The sequence below is a fragment of the Thioclava sp. genome, assembly GCF_048263065.1.
GTDB lineage: Bacteria > Pseudomonadota > Alphaproteobacteria > Rhodobacterales > Rhodobacteraceae > Thioclava.
This window is the reverse complement of the sequence record NZ_JBLXEM010000007.1, coordinates 1-21,148: the sequence shown is the minus strand read 5'-3', so window position 1 is coordinate 21,148 and position 21,148 is coordinate 1. Positions and strand designations below refer to the sequence as shown.

Here is a 21,148-nt window from a genome sequence, read left to right as displayed (position 1 = left end):
TCAGGCGGCGGGGAAACCTGCCGCCTCAACCGCGCCAAGATAGGTGCGCGAGACCGGAACCAGCGCGCCATCGGTCGTTCTGAAAAGCACTTTACCGTTTTCGCGCAACTGCCCCTGCACCCCATCGTGCGCCACCCAATGCGAGCGATGCACCTGCAACCCGACCACGCCTTCGGTCTCGGCAATCGCATCGGCAAGGCGCATCAAAACGCTCGCGGCACCCGTTTGCGTCACAACATCAACATAGTGATCGCGCACAGCCAACCGAACCAAGGGACTGCGCAAGTCAGGCTCCAAACGCATCACTAGCCGCGGGAGTGCAGCCGGTTTTGCCGTCTCGCGCACGCGTTTTGGCCCCAGCCAATGGCGCAAAACCGAGATCGCAATCGACAGCCCGAAAATATAGCTCGCCATATGGGGCACGCCGAAACCAGGCAGTTCGGGGTCATGCGCCAGCCACACGGTCAGCACATAAAACGGCCATGACAGGCATGTAGCAATCAGGGTTGCAAGCAAAAGCGCCTCGCCCCACGGGTTGCGCAGCCGGAAAGTGCGGCGCAGGAGTATCCGAATTGCCGCCCCGATCAAAATGCCCGCGCCAATCACCAGCGGCCAGAAGAGCGCCCGCGCCCCCGCACTCATCCCGATGGCCGACCCGAACGGCCCCGCGATAATGCCAAACAGCGAGGCCACAACCCAAACTACGCCAAGCGCGGGCATCCAGATCAAACGGCGATAGAGCGCCAAGAATTTTGACATAGACCCGCACCCACTCGCTTACCTTACGGTAAGCTGGTAGCGCGAAACCCGTGCTTTGCGCAATGTTTCTTAGGGCTTACGCGGTCAGATCCGAGGGTTCTGGTAGATCATTAGCGCGACAGCAGGCGGTAATCGTGTTTGCCAGCAGACAGGCGATGGTCATCGGGCCCACACCACCGGGCACAGGGGTGATCGCACCAGCCACCTGCACGGCGCTGCCAAATTCGACATCACCAACCAGCCGGCTTTTGCCCTCGCCCTTTTCCGGTGCCGCGATCCGGTTGATGCCGACATCGATCACCGTCGCACCAGGTTTCACCCAGTCGCCCGGGATCATCTGCGCCCGCCCGACGGCCGCGACCAGAATGTCTGCCCCACGGCAGACTGCAGCCAGATCCTTGGTGCGCGAATGGGCGATCGTCACGGTGCAGCTATCGCGCAGCAGCAATTGCGCCATCGGTTTGCCCACGATGTTGGAACGCCCAACCACTACCGCGTTCAGCCCCGACAGGCTGCCATGATGCGCGCGCAGCATCATCAGACACCCCAGCGGCGTGCAGGGCACCATCGCCTTTTGGCCCGTCGCCAGCAGCCCGACATTGAGGATATGAAACCCGTCCACATCCTTGGCAGGCTCAATCGCGTTAAGCACTTTTTCGTCGTCGATATGATCGGGCAAAGGCAGTTGCACCAAGATACCATGCACCGCCGGATCGGCGTTAAGCCGCGCGACCAGCGCCAGCAGATCAGCCTCGGGCGTATCCTCGGGCAGCTTGTGCTCGTAGGAGTTCATCCCGACTTCCAGCGTCTGCTTGCCCTTGTTGCGCACGTAAACTTCCGAGGCCGGATCGTCGCCCACCAACACCACGGCCAGCCCCGGCACGATATTATGCACTTCGCGCAGACGACTTACATGGCCCGCCACTTTCTCGCGAACCGTGGCTGCAAAGGCTTTACCGTCGATGATCTTGGCGCTCATGTGTTGTCCCCTTTGCCCAGAACGAGTTCTTCCTGCGCGATGAAATGCTCCATCATCTCGCGCCAAAGCCGCTCGGCGAGATCGCCGTCCAGCCCCGCCGCGTCTGCCTTGGCGCGCACTTTGCGCACGACCTCCTCGACCCGGTCTGGAATGCGTGCGGGCCAGCCATTGCCCTGCTTGATCTCGGCGGCGCGGTCGATCAGGCGGCTGCGCGCGGCCAGCATCGCGACCAACTCGCCATCCAGCGCGTCGATTTCAACGCGCAGCTCTTCCATCGTATGCAGTTGTGAAGCGGATTTCATCGGCACGGCCCCCGCAGACATTTGCGCCCCCTATCGCAGTTTGCGCGGGCAAGCTCAAGTCGCGCTCAGAACAAGCCGGCGATTTGCCCCGTCTCATCCAGCCCGATCTTTTCCGCCGCCGGATGGCGTGGCAGGCCGGGCATCGTCATGATCTCACCGCAGATCACCACGACAAACCCCGCTCCCGCTGAAAGACGCACTTCGCGGATCGGCAAGGTGTGGCCCTCGGGCGCGCCTAAAAGCTGAGGATCGGAGCTAAAGGAGTATTGCGTCTTGGCCATGCAGATCGGCAAATCTCCATAGCCCGCCGCCTCGTAATCGCGTAGCTGCGCGCGGATGGTTTTATCCGCGATGACCTCGCCCGCGTGATAGATTCGCCGTGCGATGGTGTCGATTTTGTCAAACAGGCCCATCTCATCGGGATAGAGCGGCGCGAAACTGGACGGACCTTCGCACAGTTCGGCGACCTTTTGCGCCAATTCCAGCGTGCCCGCGCCTCCATCGGCCCAATGGGTACACAGCACCGCCTCCACGCCCTGCGCCCGCGCGGCTTGGCGGATTGCCTCGATCTCGGCCTCGGTATCACTGGTGAAATGGTTGATCGCCACGACAACCGGCACGCCGAACGCCTTGGTATTGGCGATGTGACGGTCGAGATTGGCGCAGCCCTTTTGCACTGCTGCCACGTTTTCAGCCCCGAGATCGGACTTCGCGACGCCGCCGTTCATCTTGAGCGCGCGCACCGTCGCCACAAGCACCGCCGCCGAGGGCGTAAGCCCGGCCTTGCGGCATTTGATGTCAAAGAACTTCTCGGCCCCCAGATCGGCCCCGAACCCCGCCTCGGTCACGACATAATCGGCCAGCTTCAGCGCGGTCTGCGTCGCGATCACCGAGTTGCAGCCATGCGCGATATTGGCGAACGGGCCGCCATGCACGAACGCGGGCGTGCCCTCAAGCGTCTGCACAAGATTGGGTTGCAGCGCGTCCTTGAGCAGCACCACCATCGCGCCTTGCGCCTCGATATCCGCGCAGGTGACCGGGCTACGGTCGCGCCGATAGGCCACGATGATGCGACTGAGCCGATCCTCAAGCTCAGTCAGGTCGCGGCTGAGACAGAGGCAGGCCATCACTTCAGAGGCGACGGTGATGTCAAAACCAGATTGACGCGGAAAGCCGTTGGTGACGCCGCCAAGGCTGACCACGATATCGCGCAAGGCGCGGTCATTCATATCCACCACGCGCCGCCAAGTGACGCGGCGCTCGTCGATCTCAAGGCTGTTGCCCCAATAGATGTGATTGTCGATCATCGCCGCCAGCAGGTTATGCGCCGAGGTGATCGCGTGAAAATCGCCCGTGAAATGCAGGTTCATCGATTCCATCGGCACGATCTGGGCATGACCACCGCCTGCAGCCCCGCCTTTCATCCCGAAATTCGGTCCCAAGCTGGCCTCACGGATACAGATCGCCGCACGCTTGCCGCTGCGTTGCAGACCGTCACCCAAACCCACCGTGGTGGTCGTCTTACCCTCGCCCGCCGGCGTTGGGGAGATCGCTGTGACAAGGATCAGGTGCCCGTTATCGCGACCGTTGAGACCTGCGATAAAGCCTGCGTCGATTTTGGCCTTGTCGCGGCCATAGGGGATCAGCGCGTCTTCGGGAATTTCCAACTTTGCGGCGATGTCGGGCATCGGGCGCAATTGGGCGGCGCGGGCAATCTCGATATCTGTGGGCATGAGGCTCCTCCTGCCCACAGACTAACCCGCTGCATCCAAAGGGAAAGGCTAGAAATCGACGCGGATGGGGGCGAAAGCGCCCTGCGTGATTTAGCCGCGCACGTCCTTGATCAACTCCCACGGGCGCTGATCGGGGATATGCAGGCGCAGCGTGTTGCCAATCACCAACCGACCGGGGCGTTCCACCCAAGCCGTGACACCGCGCCGCCCTTGGGCCGCAGGTTTATAGCGTGCGCCTTTTTCGGTGTGATACTGCTCAATCACCTTGCCGGGCAGCACGCAGGGGCGGTTTTCCATATCTACCACCAGCGTCAGCCCCGTGTCGGTCTGCAACCGCGATGACGGCGGAATATGCGTCAGATCGGGCAAGCCACGCAGCACGATATTGGCGCCAATCCATTCCGGCAGGATCTCGGGGACACCCATTGCAAAGGCGGTTTCGGCCAGTTCTTCAGCGGAGAGGATCGAGATCTGGCGCACATTAGCGATCTCAGTGCCCTTGGGGTGCTGATCGGTGACACGCGAGCACGAGGGGCGGGTGCGCCCGCCATGCAGCTCGCCCACGGGGCCGTCAAAGGTGAAGTCCAGCGCCTCCGCAGGCTGCGAGGTCAAGTCACCCTCTTGCAGCACGCGGCCCAGCCAAACGACTTCGCCGTGATAATTTGTCGGTTTAAGCGCAGCCATCAGGCTTCCTTTTGCAGCACAAGGAACAGCCGACGAAACGGGAACAAAACCGTGCCATCGGCTTGCACAGGATAGACCGTAGCAAGCGCCGTTTCATAGCGCGCAATGAACGCGGCGCGCTCAGTGTCACTTAACTGCTGCACGAAAGGGCGCATCGCGGTGGACTGCGTGAACAGCCGCACTGGATGCCCATCAGAGGCAGGGGGGAGTTCTTGCAGATACTCGCTTGTCCACAGGTCGATATGGCCAAGCCTGCGCAGCATCTTTGCATAGTCCACGGTAGCCCCGACTGGAGACACCCAACCCGTGAAATCAAAGCGATCAGGGAACATTTCCTGCGCCAGTTCGCGCAAGATACGATGCGATGGCGCACGATGTTGGGCTGGCATTTGCACCGCCAGAACACCGCCCGGGCGCAACGACTGAACCAGATGCGGCAACAGCGTGGCGTGATCGGGTAGCCAGTGCAAAGCGGCGTTGGAAAAGATCAGCGCGGGGGGTTTATTGGGTTGCCAATCACCAATCTCAGCGAGATCGCAGCGCCGATAGGCTCCGGTTGCCGCCGCGCGTTTCAGCATCGCCTCCGAGCGATCGACGCCAACCAGTTTGCGCTTGGGAAACCGGCGTGACAGTGCCTCGGCCACGGCACCATTGCCGCAGCCTAGATCAACCACCTTGCCGCGTTCCGGTAAAGACGGAACCCGCGCCAGAAGATCTAGCGCGGGCCGCAGTCGAAGGTCTGAAAACCGACTGTAGCTTTCGGGGTCCCAGTCAACGCCGCCCGGCTGGAGTGCCATCACACGCGCCGATCCCGCATCAGACCGAAGGCTCGGGCGAAGTATCGCCCTCTTTGTTGCCCGCATCCTTTTTGGATTTGGTCTTGGGCAGTGCTGTCACCGACGGAAGATTGCCCGCAGGCGTGTCGTCATCATCGCCACCCAAAACCTCACCCGACATGACTTTTTTGATTTCATCGCCGGTCAGGGTTTCATATTCCAGCAAACCTTGGGCCAGACGCTCCCAGTCTTCCTGTTTCTCGGTCAGGATGCGGCGCGCCGATTGATACCCTTCCTCGATCAGATCGCGGACCTCTTCCTCGATCAGTTCCTTGGTCTTGGTCGAAACCGAGAACCCGGCAGTGTTGCCCTGATAGCCCTCATGCGCCTCGGCATAGTCGATATTGCCGACCTTGTCGGACATGCCCCAGCGCATCACCATCGCGCGCGCGATCGCAGAAGCCTGCATGATATCGCCCGCCGGGCCGTTGGAGACATGCTCTTCGCCCCATTTCAGAATCTCGGCCGCCTTGCCCGCCATAGTCATGGCGATCTTTTGCTTGGCCTCATCCTTGTGGTAGTTGAGCTTATCCACTTCGGGCAGCGACACCACCATGCCCAGCGCCTGACCGCGCGGGATGATCGTCGCCTTATACACCGGATCGCATTTCGGCAGGTTCATGCCCACAACCGCGTGGCCAGCCTCGTGATAGGCGGTCATTTCCTTTTGCTCGGGCGTCAGCACCATCGAGCGGCGCTCGACCCCCATCATGACCTTGTCCTTGGCGTTCTCGAAATCTTCCATCGCCACGAAGCGCCGACCAACACGCGCCGCCATAAGCGCCGCCTCGTTGACAAGGTTCATCAGATCAGCGCCCGAGAACCCCGGCGTGCCCCGCGCAATGGTGCGCAGATCAACATCAGGACCAACGGGAACCTTGCGTGCATGCACACTGAGGATCTTTTCGCGACCTTTGATATCGGGATTGGGGACGTGGATTTGACGGTCAAAGCGACCCGGACGCAGTAGCGCAGGGTCCAGTACATCTTTGCGGTTCGTGGCCGCGATGATGATGACGCCCTCGTTGGCCTCAAAACCGTCCATCTCAACCAGCAACTGGTTGAGCGTTTGCTCGCGCTCGTCATTGCCGCCACCGATGCCGACACCACGGGCACGTCCCACAGCGTCGATTTCGTCGATAAAGACGATACAGGGCGCGTTTTTCTTGGCCTGCTCGAACATGTCGCGCACGCGACTTGCGCCGACGCCGACGAACATTTCCACGAAATCCGAACCGGAGATAGTGAAGAACGGCACGCCCGCCTCGCCCGCGATTGCGCGCGCCAGCAGCGTTTTACCCGTGCCCGGAGGGCCAACCAGCAGCGCGCCTTTGGGGATCTTACCACCAAGGCGACTGAATTTCTGGGGATTGCGCAGGAATTCAACGATTTCCTCAAGCTCTTCTTTGGCCTCGTCGATGCCTGCGACATCGTCAAAGGTTACGCGGCCTTGCTTTTCGGTCAGCAGCTTGGCCTTGGATTTGCCAAAGCCCATCGCGCCGCCTTTGCCACCGCCCTGCATCCGGTTCATGAAGAAAATCCAGATCCCGATCAGAACGAGGAAGGGCAACCACACACCCAGCAGCGACATAAAGCCCGACTGCTGTTGCTTGACCACGCGCACCGAGACATTTTTCTCGATCAGCTTTTCAGCAATCGGGTCACTCAACGGCTTGACCGTGGTGAAATTCGTCCCATCCGCCAACTGATAGCGCACGTTTTCGCCGTCGAGCTGAACGGTCTTCACCTCGCCCTTATCAACTGCGTCAATAAATTCCGAATATGTGGCTTGGCTCGAATTCATCGAGGATTGCCCATCCCCGAAAAGGTTGAACAAAGCCAAAATCAACAGGAACAGCACTGCCCAGAAGGCGAGATTGCGTGCATTACCCAAGGGATATCCTCCAATCATCCTAAGCGGCTGACCCTCGGCCACCACGTCTGCCTAGTGAAAATAGGCATTCCGGGGCTGGGTTCAACGCCTGAATATCGTCGCGGCGAAACTGCTCGCCTCCTTACGCGCTTTCCAGCCGTTTTCAAACCCCGCAATGGGTGCGGCAATTAGCTTTTCTTGCGCCCAGATCGCAGGAGAGGCCAAAAGCGCCTCGCGCGGCAGATTTGTCGCGCGCCAATCGGGACATTGCGGCAGCCCGTTTGGCCCCAAAGCGGCAATCGTCAGGCCCGAAACGTCCTGAGCATCCGGTGCCTCAAGCCACCAGCCATCCCAGATTTGATCGCTCGGCGTGCGTAGATACGCCACCGCATTGAATTCTCGCGCAATATACAGATGCGCGCCGTGTCGGATAATTTGGCAACCATGCAGCGTGCAGGGGGCGAGGTCTTGCAAGAAGCGCTCTAGCTTGGCGGCGCGTGGCGGATAGTCAGCCCCCGACACCCAGATCAGCGCGGTATTGAGAAGGCGGCGCTGCAATTGCGGGGCAAGATCGCGCGCGAGGGCCGCGATCTCGATGCGCAGCGTGCCGTGATTTTGGACGACGTGATCGGCAACAAATGGCTTTAACCCTGCATCAAGCGCCGCGCGCGCCTGCGCAAGGTGATCGACGACGCGAGCAAGCCCCGAGGCCGTGATGCCAAGATCGGCCAGCCTCGCCAAGGCCGCACGCGCCCGCACCCGTTCAAATCGCGGGTCGCTATTGGATGGATCATCGACCCACGCAATGCCCGCATCGCGCAGATAATGACGCAGCTCGGCGCGCGTCACGTCCAGAAACGGGCGATGCCAATGCGCGCCGTCAGACTGATAGCTGCGCCGCATCCCTGACAGCCCCTCAAGCCCCGCCTCGCGCGCCAGTCGCATCAGAAACGTCTCGGCCTGATCATCCGCAGTGTGACCGAGTGCGATGTGATCCAGCCCCTGCCCGCGCGCCCAGTCGCCGATCAAACGCATCCGCGCACGCCGCGCCGCATCCATCAAGTTACCAGTCGCATCCGCCCCCGCCCAATGCAGCACCTGATGAGGCACACCAAGGCGCGCGCAGGCGGCTGCGACGAATTGCGCCTCGGCTCCGGCCTCGGGGCGTAAGCCGTGATCGACGGTGACGGCGTGCACCTGATAGAACGGTGCCAGCAAATGCAGCGTAGCCATCGAATCCGAGCCGCCGGAAACAGCAACCCCGACACGCCGGGGCGCATCGGGGTCAAAGGCCGTTTTCGCAAGCGTTGCGAGTGCGCTCACTGGCACCCCAGCGATTGCCGCGCGGATTGCGCCTCCATTGAGGCCGAAGATCCGGGGAAGCGTGCGCCGACTTGGCCCAGCGTGGTGCAGGCTTCAGACGTCTGGCCCAACTGTCCCAGCGCCTTGCCCAGCGCCAACAGGTTATCGCCCGCGCGTTTCCCATTGGGATCAGCGGAAAACCCTGCCAGCCAGGCCCGCGCCGCATTGGCCGTATCGCCCGTTTTCGAGAGCGCGTCGCCGCGATAATACAGCGCATCGCCCATCAACGGCGAGCCGGGATAGGTTTCCTTGAAGGTCGCCAGCAGATCGGCCGCAGAAGCGTAGTCGCCCGCGTCATACGCTTTTTTCCCGGCCTCGAAATCCGCCTTCTCGTTGATAGCAAGATCGGGGCCTGCGGGAGCGCTATCGGGTGCTGCCGCTGTGACAGAGGTTGTGTTGCCAGCCTCGCCACCCAACGGCTTGGTCTTGCCCAAGGTCGAGATATCGCAGCCCTCTTCCATCTCGCAGACACGATATTCCAGATCGCCCACCCGGTTCGTGCCATCGGCCACCACGCGGTTGATCCGGTTTTGTGCCTCTTCGACGCGATCCGTCAGATGGCTTAGCGACAGCTCCATCGAATCCATCCGCTCAAGTGCAGACGACCCGCCCGCCTTTTGCAGACCCGCCGCGCCCGAAGCTTTCAGTTCTTGGCGCAATCCGTCGATTTCACCTTGTAACTGGCCCAGCTCGGTCTTGATGTCAGCCAGCGTCTGGGCGCGGTTCGCATCTTGCGCGAAACCGGGAATGGCGGCGCTTATGATAAGCGCCGCACTCAATGTCAAAGCCCGCAGCATCACGCCTTAGCTCCCCGCTGCGGATTGCGAGATCACAGTGACCGCGCGCCGGTTCTTCGCATAGCATTCCTCGGTCGAGCAGATCGCCAGCGGGCGTTCCTTACCGTAAGAAACAGTGCGCAAACGATTGCCCGCGACGCCTTGGCTGATCAGGAATTCCTGCGCGGCATTGGCGCGGCGTGCGCCGAGCGCAAGGTTGTAGTCGCGTGTGCCTTGCTCGTCGGCGTGACCTTCGATGATCGCGGTGTAGCTGGGATGGCTGACCAGCCAACTTGCCTGCTGGGTCAGAATGCCGCGCGCGGTATCACCAAGCGTCGATTGATCGACCGAGAAATGCACCATGTCGCCAATCGTCTGGCTAAAATAGGCAGGCGAGTTCGGGTCGTTGATGCCGCCTTGGGAAATACCCGCGCCACCCGGTCCCAGAGCGCCGCCCGGCCCCGTCGCACCCGAGCCGTATTTGTCGGGGTTGGAACAGGCCGCGAGGCCAAGGATTGCGACGGCCAGCGCCGCCTTCGTTGCAAATTTCATGATGTCCGCCTTTTTGTTGATCTGCCCTTTTCGGGCGAGCTTAACAGTTAACGATTGGTTTGTGAATTCGCGCTTTAGGGCAGCAGAGGCGACCATGCCGGGTCAGATGCTGGCCCCGGCGTAGGCACTTTCTTGAGGTTGCGCCCCGAGATATCGACCGAGTAAAGCGCCGCCTCGCCCTGCGCGCCGGGCGTTTCACGGGTGAACATGATGACACGGCCATTGGGCGACCAGGTCGGGCCTTCATCAAGGAAGGACGAGGTCAGCAGACGTTCCTCAGAGCCATCAGTGCGCATCACGCCGATATGGAACCGCCCGCTATTTTGCTTGGTAAACGCAATCATATCACCGCGCGGCGACCAGACCGGCGTGGAATAGCGCCCATCGCCAAAGCTGATCCGCGTCGCCTCACCGCCACCCGTCGACATAATATAAAGCTGCTGCGTCCCCGAACGGTCGCTTTCAAACACTATGCGCGAGCCATCTGGGGAGAACGACGGCGAGGTCTCAATTGACGGGCTTGTGGTCAGACGCTGCGTCTGACCGCTGGCGATATCCATCATCCAGAGATCGGTATTGCCGTTCTGTTCCAACGAATAAACCACCTTTGTACCATCGGGCGAGAAGCGCGGCGCGAAGGTCATCGTGCCGGGCACATCGGGCAAAAGCCGCGCGCTGGCAGTCGCCACGTCGAGCATCTTGATGCGCGGGAAGCCGGTTTCAAACGTGGTATAAAGAACGCGGGTGCCATCACGCGAGAACCGCGGTGCCAGCACGATCGTCGACGCATCGGTAAGATAGGTCACATTCGCGCCATCGTAATCCATCACCGCAAGGCGTTTTTGACGCGCGTTCTTCGGCCCGGTTTCCGAGACGAACACGACGCGGCTGTCGAAATACGGCCCCTCGCCTGTGATACGGGAATAGATTACGTCGGATACTTTATGCGCAAGCCTGCGCCAGCTGCCCGGCGAGGCCGCAAGCTGCTGGCCCTCGCCCATCTGCTGCCCCGAAAACACATCAAACAGACGGAACTTGACCACAACCTTGCCGCCCGACATCGCGACCGAGCCAACAACCAGCGCCTGCGCGTTGATCGCCTGCCAGTCGGAATAGTTCACCGGCGTGTCGAACTTGGCGATGTTCTGGATATAGGCGGATTTCGGGATCTCGCGAAACAGCCCGGTGCCCGACAGATCGCTGGATACCACCTGCGTCAGCTGTGCGGCGATATCACCGGCATCAGGCGTCTCTGGTATAAACCCTGCAATTGCGAAGGGAAGCGGTTCGATCACACCATCGGTGATCGTGATATGCAGCGGCTCTTGGTCTTGCGCGAGCGCAGCGAACGGCCCTGCAAACAGCGCCACCAGCATGGCCAGAACGAAACGCATCATCTTACACACTCCCTTTGCCCGAGACCTGCCCCGGGTTGTAACGGATTTCTGCCCCATCGCGCATCACAAGCCCATGACAGCGCGCGAGACTTCGCCGATCTTCGCTCATTTCATCCTCATCTTATCGGGGTTGAAATCGATTTCGATCGTCTTCCAGCGCGCATATTTGTCTGCTGGCAGCGGGAACCCATCCGAGCCGCAGCGCACAATCGCGCGCTTGCCCGCCTCGAACGCCTGATCAACAGCCGCCCCCGAGCCGCCCGACGAACCAACCAGCTTGATCGAACCAATGTCAGGGTGGCCATCAGGGCGCATATTCACTGACAGCGTCACCGTGGTGCGCAAGGCATCCGAACTCAGCGCGCCGACATTCCAGCACTGCGTCACATCCACGATCAGCGCATCTTTCTCGCCTGCCGTGATTGGCGGACCGACCGCCGCCTGACCGGTTCCGCCCGTGCTTTCGCCCCCAAGCGCCGCTGCCAGTGCATCATTTACCGCCGAGTTATTAGTCTTGGCGGGCGCAGTCGGGGCGGCGGGTTTCGCCGCTACCGTTTCGGTTTTTGCGGGCGCTGGCGCGGGCGGTTTGGGCTTGTTAGCCGGGCGTGGCGAGGCCAGCGGCGCCGAGCTTTCGGGCTTGTCCTCGGTTTTGGTCACCTCGGTCACGATTTCGGTCGTGGCTTCGGGCGGCGCGGCGGCCTCTTTGGGTTTTTCTACGACCTGATCGGGCTTGGCCTGCGCGTCAGGCGTTTGCTGCGGCTCGGCCATGTCCGACACTTTGGCATCGGGGGGCGGCGCGGGCGCGGCCTCGGGGGCGACGCGGGGCACGTCTTTGGGTTTGGGGCGCGGCGAAATCACCGGCGCAAGCGTTTCCGAGGGCACCTCGACCGGCGGTGCCATCACCGGCGGTGCTTCGGCCACATCGGTGGGCGCGGGTGGTTCGGTCAATGCGCTGACATCGGGCTGCGCATCGGGCTGCGAGGCCGGATCGGGCAGCGCCTGAGGCGTAGGTTCGGATTTCCCCTGCGCATCGGGGGCGGGCGTTTCGGGTGGTGTCGTGGCATCGGGGGTTTGCGGCGCGGTGGGCGCTTGCTGATCGGGCTTTGGCTGGGGCGCCGAGGCCATCATCGCGTTATAGTCTTGTTCGGACATCACCGCGACCTGACTGATCACAGTGGGCTCGTTGGGCTCGGGCTTGAACCAAGCGCCACCCAAGACAGCCCAGAGGATCACCCCCGCATGGAGTGCCCCCGAAACGCCATAGCCGATTTTATCCGCCCGGTTCATCGAAATGTGCCCCCTGGGCTCAATTCCCGGCAGGTGCCGTCAGTTGCGGCCCCCCGGTATCGGTGACCAATGTGATATTGGAGAAACCCGCCCCGTTAAGCGCGCCCATCACCTCGACCACTTTCGAATAGGCAATCTTACCATCGGCACGCAGGAAGATCTTGTTGCTATCGCGTTCTGACGCAATCGCCTGCAGGCGCGCCACCAGTTGATCGGCGGGCACTTCGGAGTTCATCAGCGCGACTTTGCCATCGGCCTGAATTGACACCGTCAGCGGCACTTCCGCCTCGGTCGGGACCGCCTTGGCCGCCGTTTTCGGCAGTTCCAGCGGCACGCCCACCGTCATCATCGGCGCGGCCACCATGAAAATCACCAGCAGCACCAGCATCACGTCGACCATCGGCGTGACGTTGATCTCGCTCATCGCGGCGTGGCGCGAGGCACCGCCGCGACGCCTGCGCGATCCGCCCGTGCTCCGTTTTGCAACCCCAGCGCCCATATCAGCCGTCCAACTGACGCGAGAGAATGGTGGTGAACTCGTCGGCAAACGCCTCGTAGCCCGATGCGATACGGTCGGCATCCGAGGACAGTTTGTTATAGAAAATCACCGCCGGAATAGCAGCCAACAGGCCCAGCGCGGTCGCAACCAGCGCCTCAGAGATACCCGGCGCAACTACGGCCAGCGAGGTATTCTGCGAAATCGCGATTTCCTCGAACGCGACCTTGATCCCCCAGACCGTGCCGAACAGCCCCACAAACGGGGAAATCGAGCCGACAGTCGCAAGGAAATTCAGCCCGTAGTTCAGCCCCTCGGTCGCCTTGAGGATAGCCACATCCATCGAGCGTTCGATGCGCGCCTGCGCGCCGGCAATCAGCGCGCCATCTTGTCGATGCGAACGTCGCCATTCCATCATGCCAGCGGCAAAGATTTTCTGGCTCGCGCCATTGGGGGCCGGTCCGATCTGGTCGAACAGCTCATCCAGCGGCTCACCCGACCAAAACGCGCGATCAAAGGCCTCGGCCTCGGCTTTCGCGCTGCGATAGGCGATGAATTTGCGCACGATGATCGCCCATGACCAAAAGCTGGCCACCACAAGGATGATCATTACGAGTTTGACGGTGAACGATGCGCGCACGAAAAGTGCCAGCAGGGAGAAGTCGATCTCCTGCGCCATCGCAAGCGAAGATTGGTCCATGAATACTGCTCGCCGTTTTTTGGGGCCACGTTGTCGTGGCTCTGATTAGCAGCGATTCTACCCCAGCCGTAAGAGGAACGCCATAACAAGGTTGTAATCGCGCCTCACAAACGCCTCATTCAATGCAGTTTTGGCGCTAATTTGCGTCGCATATCGGCGGGAAGTCGCTGAGGCGCGCCGCTCTCGCCCAGACAGACGATCGTGACGGTTGCGGTGAACAATAACTCGCCATCGCGCGTCACGGCCTGATCCATCACCAGCCGCACACCAGTATCGGCCACCATTTCGGTTACCACCACCAATTCGTCATCGAATTTCGCGGGGCGCAGATAGTCGGCTTCGACCCGGCGCACGGCAAAAACGATGCCATGATTGGCCTTGAGCGCGACCTGATCAACGCCCAGCGTGCGGATAAACTCCGACCGCCCGCGTTCGATGAATTTTAGGTAATTGGCGTAATAGACGATGCCGGCGAGATCTGTGTCTTCGTAATACACGCGAACCGGAAATTCATGCGCCATCGTCATCCCCCTGATCGGCCTCACCCACTTCGCGACGCAAATCCTGCACCGCTTGCATGGCCTCATCTTGGCGCAACTCTGCACGCGCAGCCAGCCGAAGCGCATGCGACGAATCGCGCGCCACTGCTGGCATGACCCGATCATAGCCCGCCGCGATCACCGCCGCGATATCGGGGCGCAAAACAGTGACCCCGCGCGCCATCGCCAGCGGCGAGCGTTCGCTAAATGCCGTGTCAGACCACAGCACGATCATCTGCACGGCTTGTTGCAGCGCGATCACCTCGGCGGGCACCTCATCCAGCCCCGCATCCATGCGCACAAAGCTGAAACAAGCCCGGATCGCGCCATCAGGATCAAAGCGAAACACGCGATACTGGCTTGCGCCCTGATCATCAAGGCGCACGACCAGATCCTGCAAACCATCAATCAACTGATCAAGGTTGGGCACCTCAAGCAATTCCTGCCAATCGCGAAAGAAGAAGATCATCAGGTTCGCGCCAAGCTCTGGATCGGTCTCGGCCATTTTGTGACCTGCCAGTGCGACCACCGCCTCAACCGCGCCCTTGACCGTCGCCAAAGTGCCTGCTTCGACCCCAAAGACGACCGGCACAATCGGACGCCCCCAGCGCGCAAACAGGTATTCGCCCGAGCCCCGTGTAAACAGCGTCTCGATGGTCTGTTCAGTGATCTGGCGCTGTTCGCTCATCTTTGCTCCTTACGCGGTTGTTCCTAACCTATGAGATTAGCGCAGGCGCGAAAAGGGCCTGCCGAGAACGCGCGAAACAGGACACGCGGCCTGCGCTGACGCATTGCACCTTTCAACCGCGCGCCCCTCTGCCTATCTTGAGGCGATAAATCTGAATGAGGGGCAACAGTTGGGCATTTCCGATATTGCGGACGGGATCACGCGCGGGTTCGAGGGGATCGGCGCGCAGGTCTCGCAGACGCTGTTCGAACCGGTTGTGCGGCTTGGCGTTACGGGGCTGTCGCGCGCGGGCAAGACGGTGTTCATCACCTCGCTGGTGGCCAATCTGCTGGATCGCGGACGCATGCCAGCGCTTGGCGCGGCCAGCGACATCACCGCCGCCTTTCTGCAACCCCAGCCCGACGATACCGTGCCGCGTTTTGACTATGAAAGCCACCTCGCCGCGTTGACCGGCCCAAGCCCGCATTGGCCCGAAGGCACCCGCGCAGTGTCAGAGCTGCGGCTGTCCTTTCGCATCCAGCCGCGCGGTTTGCTGGGCGCTGTACGCGGCCCGCGTGTGGTGCATCTAGATATCGTGGATTATCCCGGCGAATGGCTGCTTGATCTCGGGTTGATGGACAAGAGCTATAGCGAATGGAGCACGCAAGTCCTCGCCCGCCTGCCCCACCGCCCCAAGGGCGCGGAATATCTGGCGCAAGCCGAGACTTCCGATGGCACAGCCGAATTTAACGAACCCAGCGCCAAGGCGCTGGCTGCGGCCTTCACCAATCACCTGAACGCATCGCGCGAAGCGGGATTCTCCGATTGCACGCCGGGGCGCTTTCTGCTGCCCGGAGAATTGGCTGGATCGCCTGCACTGACCTTCGCGCCCCTGCCCGAGGGGCCGGCCCCGCGCGGCTCGCTGCGTCGCGAGATGGAGCGCCGCTACGAGACCTATAAACGCGAGATCGTGCGCCCGTTTTTCCGCGATCATTTCGCCAAGATCGACCGTCAAGTCGTGCTGGTCGATGTGCTGGGCGCGATTCATGCCGGGCCTGCTGCGCTTGATGATTTGCGCGGCTCAATGGCAGATATCCTGTCCGCGTTTCGCCCCGGCACCGCAGGCTGGCTGGCCTCGCTTTTGGGCGCGCGCCGGGTGGAACGCATCTTGTTTGCCGCCACCAAGGCCGATCACCTGCACCATTCGCAACATTCCCGCCTGACGGCCATCACCGGCGCGTTGTTACGCGAAGCCAAGGATCGCGCGGATTTCTCTGGGGCCAAGACGCTTGCGCTATCGCTCGCCGCCCTGCGCACGACCACCGAAGAGGACATCACCCATGACGGTGCCACGCTAAAAGCGGTGCGCGGGCGTCTGGAGAGCGGCAAATCGGTGGCGCTGTATCCCGGCGAATTGCCTGCTGATCCGGCGCATTTGCTGGCACCTGCGGCCCAAGGCGCAAAGGCTTGGCTGGATGAGGATTACGCGATCATGAATTTTGCCCCCGCCCCGGTGATCCTGAAACCCGGCGAAGGTCCGCCCCATATCCGGCTGGATCGCGCGGCCGAATTTCTGATCGGGGACAAGCTATGAAAAAGCCAGTGATGATCGAAATCGACGCCGCGCCCTCGCCCGCAGACGCCCCGCCGGTGCAGGACATGCCCGCCGCGACCGAGGAACGCCTTGAGGGGCGCGCGATGCAGATCGCGACCCGGCTTGGGGCGCGACGCAGCTCTGGCGTAACGCGGTTTTTCTGGCGCGCCTTGGTGGCGCTGGTCGGGTTTTTGGTGTCGGTCGCGCTGTGGCGGTTCATAGACGGGCTGTTTGCGACGCATCCGATATTGGGCTGGATCGGCTCGGTACTAGTGCTGGCCTTTGCGCTGGGGGCGCTGCTGATCGCAGGACGCGAAATCGCGGCATTCTCACGACTGGCACGCCTTGATAAGGTTCATAAAGAGGTTTCCGAGGCACTTGCCACCGATGATCTGACCCGTGCGCGCAAGGTCGTGAACCATGTTTCGGGGCTGTATTCTGCGCGCCCCGAAATGGAATGGCCGCGTGCAAGGCTGAAAGAGCGCTCTGATGAGGTGCTCGATACTGACACGCTGATGGGTCTGGCCGAGGCCGAGCTGATGGCCCCGCTTGATGCCGCCGCGCGTCTGGAAATCGAGGCCGCCGCGCGCACCGTCGCAACCGTCACGGCGCTTGTGCCACTCGCGCTGGCCGATGTCGTGACCGCGCTCACGGCCAATCTGCGCATGATCCGTCGCATCGCCGAGATTTATGGCGGGCGGTCCGGCTCGCTTGGCTCGATCCGGCTGGCGCGCACGGTGATGACGCATCTCGTGGCGACTGGCGCGGTGGCGGCGGGCGATGATCTGATCGAAACTATGACCGGCGGGCATTTGATGACCAAGCTGTCGCGTCGCTTTGGCGAGGGCATGATCAACGGCGCGCTGACCGCCCGCGTTGGCATCGCCGCCCTCGAGGTCTGCCGCCCGATGCCGTTCCGCACGCTGAAAAAACCGCGCGTGACCAATCTGATCGGGCGCTCACTAAGCGGGGTGTTTAGCAAGAAAGACGCCGATCCCGCGTGATTAAGGGGCGTGCCTTAAGCCGCCCCCGTCACACATTACTTCTTGCGCCCCATCAAGCGGTCAAACCAGCTTTTGGCACCTTCCTCGGCATCATCCCAAGTCTCGCCCGCATCCTCAATCAGCGGATCAATCGAGCGTTCGCGGAACTGCCGCCACATCGCCCGGATCACCAAGATCAGCACCAGCAGCAGCGTCAGAATCACGATATTCACCCAAGGAATGATGCGCGTATCCGGCCCCGCCACGACTTTCATTCCGACCGCATTGGGATAGATCGTCAGCCAGTTCGAGCGCCAACCATAGCGCGTGACCGACACCCAGACCGGATCGGCCTTGGTCGAGATCAGCGATTCCGCCTGCGCCTGAAGGTTTGAGCTGTCGAGCTTGAAATAGGGCGGCCAGCCCCAGCCAGTATCTTCATTGCGAAACACCAGCGGTTTGCCATTGGCGCGCACCGTGTTGATAAAACGCACATCGCGACTTGTCGCGGCGGCTGTGCCAACATCGGGTGCGGCCCAGAACATCGAGTTCTCGCCGAAATCGACGCGGCGGACCTCGGTGCCGACGACGCGCACGATATCATGGCGCGGCAAGTTGTAGCTTAGGAAGGTGAAGACGACGACCGCGACAATCGCCCAGAAACCCCATTTCAGATAGCGCATCAAACCCTCACGCGTAATTTACTAGATAAATAAGCCCCGCCACCAGTGCGATGGGCAGGATATAGACCAGCCAGATCAGCTTGCGCAGTAGGCTGCGTTCGTAGTTTTTCATGCCGATCTCGACATAAATCTCGCGCGGACCGGGGGAGTTACCAGCAGCCTCCGCCTCGGCCCAGTCGTCTTCCAGCGCTTCACGGTGCAACGAGCGCGCATAGATCCGCACCAACCAAAAGATCACGCTCAGCGCGATGAAACCCAGGATACCCAGTCGGAAAAAGCCAAACATCGCCCCCGCTCCTTGCAAGTTGCGCCGATCTTACGCGTCAAACGCGGGTCAAACCAGAGCGTTACCCTTTGCGCGCATCCATCGCCATGCGGATCAACTTGATTGCGACAGCCGCAGTTGCCACCGGCACCAGAGACAGCACATAAGTCGCGGCAAACATCTGACGCGGCGCGTAGCCGTTCGTGCAACTGCCGACATCGGAAAAGAAGCGCATGATGAACCCTGCGCCGCAGGACGTGCCGGTCATGTAAAAGGCCGGCACCAGCATCCCGATCGGGATAAAGGCCAGCAGTTTCGCCCATTCATATTTCGACAACCAACCGCCGACGGCGACGCAAATCACCAACGCAAAGGCCAAAAACAGGTTCATATTCATCCCTCCTGTCCGGCACGCTTGCCGGATTTGCCTCTCGATAGCGTGTCGCAAGGGCAAACTCCATGCGTTTTCCCTCTTGGAGCGCCTCGTTTGCGGGTCTAGCGTTGCGCCATGGACCTGAGCACCAAAGTCAAAGCTGAAATCGACAAACGTCGCGACGCGTTGGTGGCGCTGACGCGCGATCTTATCATGATCCCGACACTCAATCCGCCGGGGCGCAACTATCTGGAAATCTGTGAATATCTTGCGGCACGACTGTCCGCGCGGGGCTTTGCAACCGAGCTGATCCGCGCGCGGGGCGCGCCCGGAGATAGCGACCGCTACCCGCGCTGGAATTTGGTCGCACGGATTGAGGGCACGCGCCCCGGCGAGTGCGTGCATTTCAACTCGCATCATGATGTGGTCGAGGTCGGGCATGGCTGGACCCGCGACCCGTTTGGCGCAGAGGTCGAGGGCGACCGAATCTACGGGCGTGGCGCTTGTGATATGAAGGGCGGGCTGGCCGCCTCGATCATCGCCGCTGAAGCGTTCCTGTCCGCCTGCCCCGATTTTGCGGGTGCGATTGAAATTTCTGCCACCGCAGATGAGGAAAGCGGCGGCTTTGGAGGGGTGGCCTATCTTGCCGGGCAGGGCCGCTTTGATCCTGAACGCGTGCAACATGTGATCATCCCCGAGCCGCTGCACAAAGATCAAATCTGTCTAGGCCATCGCGGCGTCTGGTGGGCCGAGATCGAAACCCATGGCCGCATCGCGCATGGCTCAATGCCGTTTCTGGGCGACAGCGCGATCCGCCACATGGGCGCGGTCCTTGAAGAGATGGAGCAGGCGCTATTTCCGCTTTTGGCGAACAAGCACACCGAGATGCCGGTGATCCCGGACGGCGCGCGCGCCTCGACGCTCAATATCAATTCGATTCATGGCGGCGAGCCGGAACAAGACGCCGATTACACCGGCCTGCCAGCGCCCTGCGTGGCCGATCGCTGCCGGATTATTATTGATCGCCGGTTCCTGATCGAAGAAGAGATCGGGCAGGTCAAAGCCGAGATTGCCAATCTGATGGAGCGAGTCAAAGCATGCCGCCCCGAATTCTCTTATGAAATCCGTGACCTGTTCGAGGTCCAACCGTCGATGACCGACCGCGACGCCCCCATCGTGCGCTCTACCGCCAGCGCGATTGAGGCCGTGCTGGGTCGCGAGGCGGCCTATGTCGTTTCCCCCGGCACCTATGATCAAAAGCATATCGACCGGATCGGGCGGCTGAAAAACTGCATCGCCTACGGTCCGGGTCTGCTTGAGCTTGCCCATCAGCCCGATGAATGGGTTGGCATCACTGATATGGCCGACAGCGCCAAGGTGATGGCGCTAGTGCTTGTGGAATTGCTGGCGCGTTAGGCCCTGTTGACAAAAGGGATTCCCACTGGGGCCTGATCGTGATTCAAGCTAGTATCTACAATGGAGATCAGCTTGGCACGAGACCTGATGTCGGACGAGGAATGGGCGTTCTCTGATCGGTTCATCTTGGCTGCCCGCGCCCCGAACGGGCGCAAACCGTTCAACCACCGGCTTGTTCTTGAAGGGATTTTCTGGATCGCGCGCACTGGCGCGCCGTGGCGTGACCTGCCTGAAGAGTTCGGCAAGTGGTCAAGCGTCTACCGGCAGTTCCGACGCTGGACACTGGCTGGGCTCTGGGAAGAGATCATGGACGCCTTGAACCATTGCGGGGCCGTGCCGGACGCCCTGCAAATGATCCCCTCTCATGGTTTGTTTGCAAACCACTGCCGGGCAGCGGACAGCACCGTGATCCGCGCGCACCATCCATTGCCCGGCTGGGCATCGCGTATGCGATCTCCCGAGAGGGAGGCAGCGGGCGCTAAAGGGGGACTCCGCGACAGGGTTTGGGCCGTTCCCACCCACCTTCCACTTCACGACCGAGATCCACCTCCGCGTCAATACAGCGGGCTTGCCCATGAGAACCGAAATCACGCCGGGCCAGACGTCGGATTATCTGGGGTTCGATCTGGTCATGGCCGACAACCTGCCAGAGCCGAGTGCCCCGCTGGCACCCTCTCACACATGCAAACATGTGTTGCCGGGCAATGGACAGAGGCTATGATTCTGACAGCGTTCGAAAGAAGATGGACGCGCGGGACGTGCTCCCCCCTCCCCTTTCGGCAGATTGCGTTGCAATCGCCTGCCGGGCAGTGAATGCGCAAATCACGCAAGATGCGCGTCGGTGTCGATCATTCGCTGCATTCCTTGCGCAACTTGGTCAAGCGGTGCTTCA

The 21,148-nt window shown here is 61.4% G+C and carries 22 protein-coding genes and 1 pseudogene; 4 read left to right on the top strand and 19 right to left on the bottom strand.

Annotated features, from left to right (window positions below):
- The 16 genes from ACN0SD_RS11475 to ACN0SD_RS11400 form a co-directional block, all read right to left on the bottom strand.
- Positions 1 to 759: a LytTR family DNA-binding domain-containing protein gene (locus tag ACN0SD_RS11475; RefSeq protein ID WP_417808380.1), complete on the bottom strand. Its 759-nt coding sequence runs from the start codon at positions 757 to 759 to the stop codon at positions 1 to 3.
- Positions 760 to 835: 76 nt separating this feature from the next.
- Positions 836 to 1,738, bottom strand: coding sequence for a bifunctional methylenetetrahydrofolate dehydrogenase/methenyltetrahydrofolate cyclohydrolase FolD (gene folD, locus ACN0SD_RS11470; protein ID WP_417808379.1), 903 nt, complete (start codon positions 1,736 to 1,738; stop codon positions 836 to 838).
- Positions 1,735 to 2,061, bottom strand: coding sequence for a chorismate mutase (locus ACN0SD_RS11465; RefSeq protein WP_417808378.1), 327 nt, complete (start codon positions 2,059 to 2,061; stop codon positions 1,735 to 1,737). Before ACN0SD_RS11465 ends, folD begins: the two co-directional genes overlap by 4 nt.
- A gap of 44 nt (positions 2,062 to 2,105) precedes the next feature.
- Positions 2,106 to 3,773, bottom strand: coding sequence for a formate--tetrahydrofolate ligase (locus ACN0SD_RS11460; RefSeq protein ID WP_417808377.1), 1,668 nt, complete (start codon positions 3,771 to 3,773; stop codon positions 2,106 to 2,108).
- Positions 3,774 to 3,863: 90 nt separating this feature from the next.
- Positions 3,864 to 4,457, bottom strand: coding sequence for an MOSC domain-containing protein (locus ACN0SD_RS11455; RefSeq protein ID WP_417808376.1), 594 nt, complete (start codon positions 4,455 to 4,457; stop codon positions 3,864 to 3,866).
- Positions 4,457 to 5,254, bottom strand: coding sequence for a methyltransferase domain-containing protein (locus ACN0SD_RS11450; protein WP_417808375.1), 798 nt, complete (start codon positions 5,252 to 5,254; stop codon positions 4,457 to 4,459). The genes ACN0SD_RS11455 and ACN0SD_RS11450 overlap by 1 nt, the downstream gene beginning before the upstream one ends.
- Positions 5,255 to 5,273: 19 nt before the next feature.
- Positions 5,274 to 7,187 (bottom strand): ATP-dependent zinc metalloprotease FtsH, encoded by a 1,914-nt coding sequence (gene ftsH / locus ACN0SD_RS11445; protein ID WP_417808374.1) that lies wholly within the window; start codon positions 7,185 to 7,187, stop codon positions 5,274 to 5,276.
- 81 nt (positions 7,188 to 7,268) lie between these two features.
- On the bottom strand, positions 7,269 to 8,489 hold the full coding sequence (tilS, locus tag ACN0SD_RS11440; protein ID WP_417808373.1) for a tRNA lysidine(34) synthetase TilS: 1,221 nt from the start codon (positions 8,487 to 8,489) through the stop codon (positions 7,269 to 7,271).
- The gene (ybgF, locus tag ACN0SD_RS11435) at positions 8,486 to 9,322 is read right to left on the bottom strand and encodes a tol-pal system protein YbgF (protein ID WP_417808534.1); all 837 of its coding nucleotides are present in this window, start codon (positions 9,320 to 9,322) and stop codon (positions 8,486 to 8,488) included. The genes tilS and ybgF overlap by 4 nt, the downstream gene beginning before the upstream one ends.
- Before the next feature lie 9 nt (positions 9,323 to 9,331).
- Positions 9,332 to 9,856, bottom strand: coding sequence for a peptidoglycan-associated lipoprotein Pal (gene pal / locus ACN0SD_RS11430; RefSeq protein WP_417808372.1), 525 nt, complete (start codon positions 9,854 to 9,856; stop codon positions 9,332 to 9,334).
- A 74-nt stretch (positions 9,857 to 9,930) separates the two neighbouring features.
- Entirely contained in the window at positions 9,931 to 11,253 is a 1,323-nt protein-coding gene (gene tolB / locus ACN0SD_RS11425; RefSeq protein ID WP_417808371.1) for a Tol-Pal system beta propeller repeat protein TolB, read from the bottom strand.
- A 105-nt stretch (positions 11,254 to 11,358) separates the two neighbouring features.
- The gene (locus ACN0SD_RS11420) at positions 11,359 to 12,540 is read right to left on the bottom strand and encodes a hypothetical protein (protein WP_417808370.1); all 1,182 of its coding nucleotides are present in this window, start codon (positions 12,538 to 12,540) and stop codon (positions 11,359 to 11,361) included.
- Between the two features lie 19 nt (positions 12,541 to 12,559).
- The gene (gene tolR / locus ACN0SD_RS11415; protein WP_417808369.1) at positions 12,560 to 13,039 is read right to left on the bottom strand and encodes a protein TolR; all 480 of its coding nucleotides are present in this window, start codon (positions 13,037 to 13,039) and stop codon (positions 12,560 to 12,562) included.
- A 1-nt stretch (position 13,040) separates the two neighbouring features.
- Positions 13,041 to 13,736, bottom strand: a complete 696-nt coding sequence (gene tolQ / locus ACN0SD_RS11410; protein ID WP_417808368.1) for a protein TolQ — start codon at positions 13,734 to 13,736, stop codon at positions 13,041 to 13,043.
- A gap of 119 nt (positions 13,737 to 13,855) precedes the next feature.
- Positions 13,856 to 14,257, bottom strand: a complete 402-nt coding sequence (gene ybgC, locus ACN0SD_RS11405; RefSeq protein ID WP_417808367.1) for a tol-pal system-associated acyl-CoA thioesterase — start codon at positions 14,255 to 14,257, stop codon at positions 13,856 to 13,858.
- Positions 14,247 to 14,963, bottom strand: a complete 717-nt coding sequence (locus ACN0SD_RS11400) for a hypothetical protein (RefSeq protein WP_417808366.1) — start codon at positions 14,961 to 14,963, stop codon at positions 14,247 to 14,249. Before ACN0SD_RS11400 ends, ybgC begins: the two co-directional genes overlap by 11 nt.
- Positions 14,964 to 15,132: 169 nt before the next feature.
- On the opposite strand from ACN0SD_RS11400, the gene ACN0SD_RS11395 reads away from it, so the two are divergent.
- Positions 15,133 to 16,536, top strand: a complete 1,404-nt coding sequence (locus ACN0SD_RS11395) for a YcjX family protein (RefSeq protein ID WP_417808365.1) — start codon at positions 15,133 to 15,135, stop codon at positions 16,534 to 16,536.
- Positions 16,533 to 17,540, top strand: a complete 1,008-nt coding sequence (locus ACN0SD_RS11390) for a YcjF family protein (protein ID WP_417808364.1) — start codon at positions 16,533 to 16,535, stop codon at positions 17,538 to 17,540. The genes ACN0SD_RS11395 and ACN0SD_RS11390 overlap by 4 nt, the downstream gene beginning before the upstream one ends.
- A 35-nt stretch (positions 17,541 to 17,575) precedes the next feature.
- On the opposite strand, the gene ACN0SD_RS11385 is transcribed toward ACN0SD_RS11390, so the two are convergent.
- From ACN0SD_RS11385 to ACN0SD_RS11375, 3 genes are all read right to left on the bottom strand, one after another.
- Positions 17,576 to 18,202 (bottom strand): DUF1523 family protein, encoded by a 627-nt coding sequence (locus tag ACN0SD_RS11385; protein ID WP_417808363.1) that lies wholly within the window; start codon positions 18,200 to 18,202, stop codon positions 17,576 to 17,578.
- A gap of 7 nt (positions 18,203 to 18,209) precedes the next feature.
- The gene (locus ACN0SD_RS11380; protein ID WP_417808362.1) at positions 18,210 to 18,488 is read right to left on the bottom strand and encodes a hypothetical protein; all 279 of its coding nucleotides are present in this window, start codon (positions 18,486 to 18,488) and stop codon (positions 18,210 to 18,212) included.
- Between the two features lie 61 nt (positions 18,489 to 18,549).
- Positions 18,550 to 18,858 carry a hypothetical protein gene (locus tag ACN0SD_RS11375; protein ID WP_417808361.1) on the bottom strand — a complete coding sequence of 103 codons (309 nt, stop codon included), beginning with the start codon at positions 18,856 to 18,858 and terminating at the stop codon, positions 18,550 to 18,552.
- Positions 18,859 to 18,975: 117 nt separating this feature from the next.
- Between ACN0SD_RS11375 and ACN0SD_RS11370 the strand changes: the two genes are divergently transcribed.
- Positions 18,976 to 20,256, top strand: coding sequence for an acetylornithine deacetylase/succinyl-diaminopimelate desuccinylase family protein (locus tag ACN0SD_RS11370; RefSeq protein ID WP_417808360.1), 1,281 nt, complete (start codon positions 18,976 to 18,978; stop codon positions 20,254 to 20,256).
- Positions 20,257 to 20,316: 60 nt separating this feature from the next.
- A pseudogene (locus ACN0SD_RS11365) lies at positions 20,317 to 21,148 on the top strand (IS5 family transposase); the annotation flags it as partial.

Excerpts from the sequence above, each read along its gene's own strand:
- tolR (WP_417808369.1), bottom strand. The coding sequence starts at position 13,039 with ATGGGCGCTGGGGTTGCAAAACGGAGCACGGGCGGATCGCGCAGGCGT.
- ACN0SD_RS11455 (WP_417808376.1), bottom strand. The coding sequence starts at position 4,457 with ATGGCTGCGCTTAAACCGACAAATTATCACGGCGAAGTCGTTTGGCTG.
- pal (WP_417808372.1), bottom strand. The coding sequence starts at position 9,856 with ATGAAATTTGCAACGAAGGCGGCGCTGGCCGTCGCAATCCTTGGCCTC.
- folD (WP_417808379.1), bottom strand. The coding sequence starts at position 1,738 with ATGAGCGCCAAGATCATCGACGGTAAAGCCTTTGCAGCCACGGTTCGC.
- ACN0SD_RS11420 (WP_417808370.1), bottom strand. The coding sequence starts at position 12,540 with ATGAACCGGGCGGATAAAATCGGCTATGGCGTTTCGGGGGCACTCCAT.
- ACN0SD_RS11390 (WP_417808364.1), top strand. The coding sequence starts at position 16,533 with ATGAAAAAGCCAGTGATGATCGAAATCGACGCCGCGCCCTCGCCCGCA.
- ACN0SD_RS11380 (WP_417808362.1), bottom strand. The coding sequence starts at position 18,488 with ATGTTTGGCTTTTTCCGACTGGGTATCCTGGGTTTCATCGCGCTGAGC.
- ACN0SD_RS11460 (WP_417808377.1), bottom strand. The coding sequence starts at position 3,773 with ATGCCCACAGATATCGAGATTGCCCGCGCCGCCCAATTGCGCCCGATG.
- ACN0SD_RS11475 (WP_417808380.1), bottom strand. The coding sequence starts at position 759 with ATGTCAAAATTCTTGGCGCTCTATCGCCGTTTGATCTGGATGCCCGCG.
- ACN0SD_RS11385 (WP_417808363.1), bottom strand. The coding sequence starts at position 18,202 with ATGCGCTATCTGAAATGGGGTTTCTGGGCGATTGTCGCGGTCGTCGTC.
- ACN0SD_RS11450 (WP_417808375.1), bottom strand. The coding sequence starts at position 5,254 with ATGGCACTCCAGCCGGGCGGCGTTGACTGGGACCCCGAAAGCTACAGT.
- ACN0SD_RS11465 (WP_417808378.1), bottom strand. The coding sequence starts at position 2,061 with ATGTCTGCGGGGGCCGTGCCGATGAAATCCGCTTCACAACTGCATACG.
- tolB (WP_417808371.1), bottom strand. The coding sequence starts at position 11,253 with ATGATGCGTTTCGTTCTGGCCATGCTGGTGGCGCTGTTTGCAGGGCCG.
- ACN0SD_RS11375 (WP_417808361.1), bottom strand. The coding sequence starts at position 18,858 with ATGAACCTGTTTTTGGCCTTTGCGTTGGTGATTTGCGTCGCCGTCGGC.
- tolQ (WP_417808368.1), bottom strand. The coding sequence starts at position 13,736 with ATGGACCAATCTTCGCTTGCGATGGCGCAGGAGATCGACTTCTCCCTG.
- ACN0SD_RS11370 (WP_417808360.1), top strand. The coding sequence starts at position 18,976 with ATGGACCTGAGCACCAAAGTCAAAGCTGAAATCGACAAACGTCGCGAC.
- ACN0SD_RS11400 (WP_417808366.1), bottom strand. The coding sequence starts at position 14,963 with ATGAGCGAACAGCGCCAGATCACTGAACAGACCATCGAGACGCTGTTT.
- ybgC (WP_417808367.1), bottom strand. The coding sequence starts at position 14,257 with ATGGCGCATGAATTTCCGGTTCGCGTGTATTACGAAGACACAGATCTC.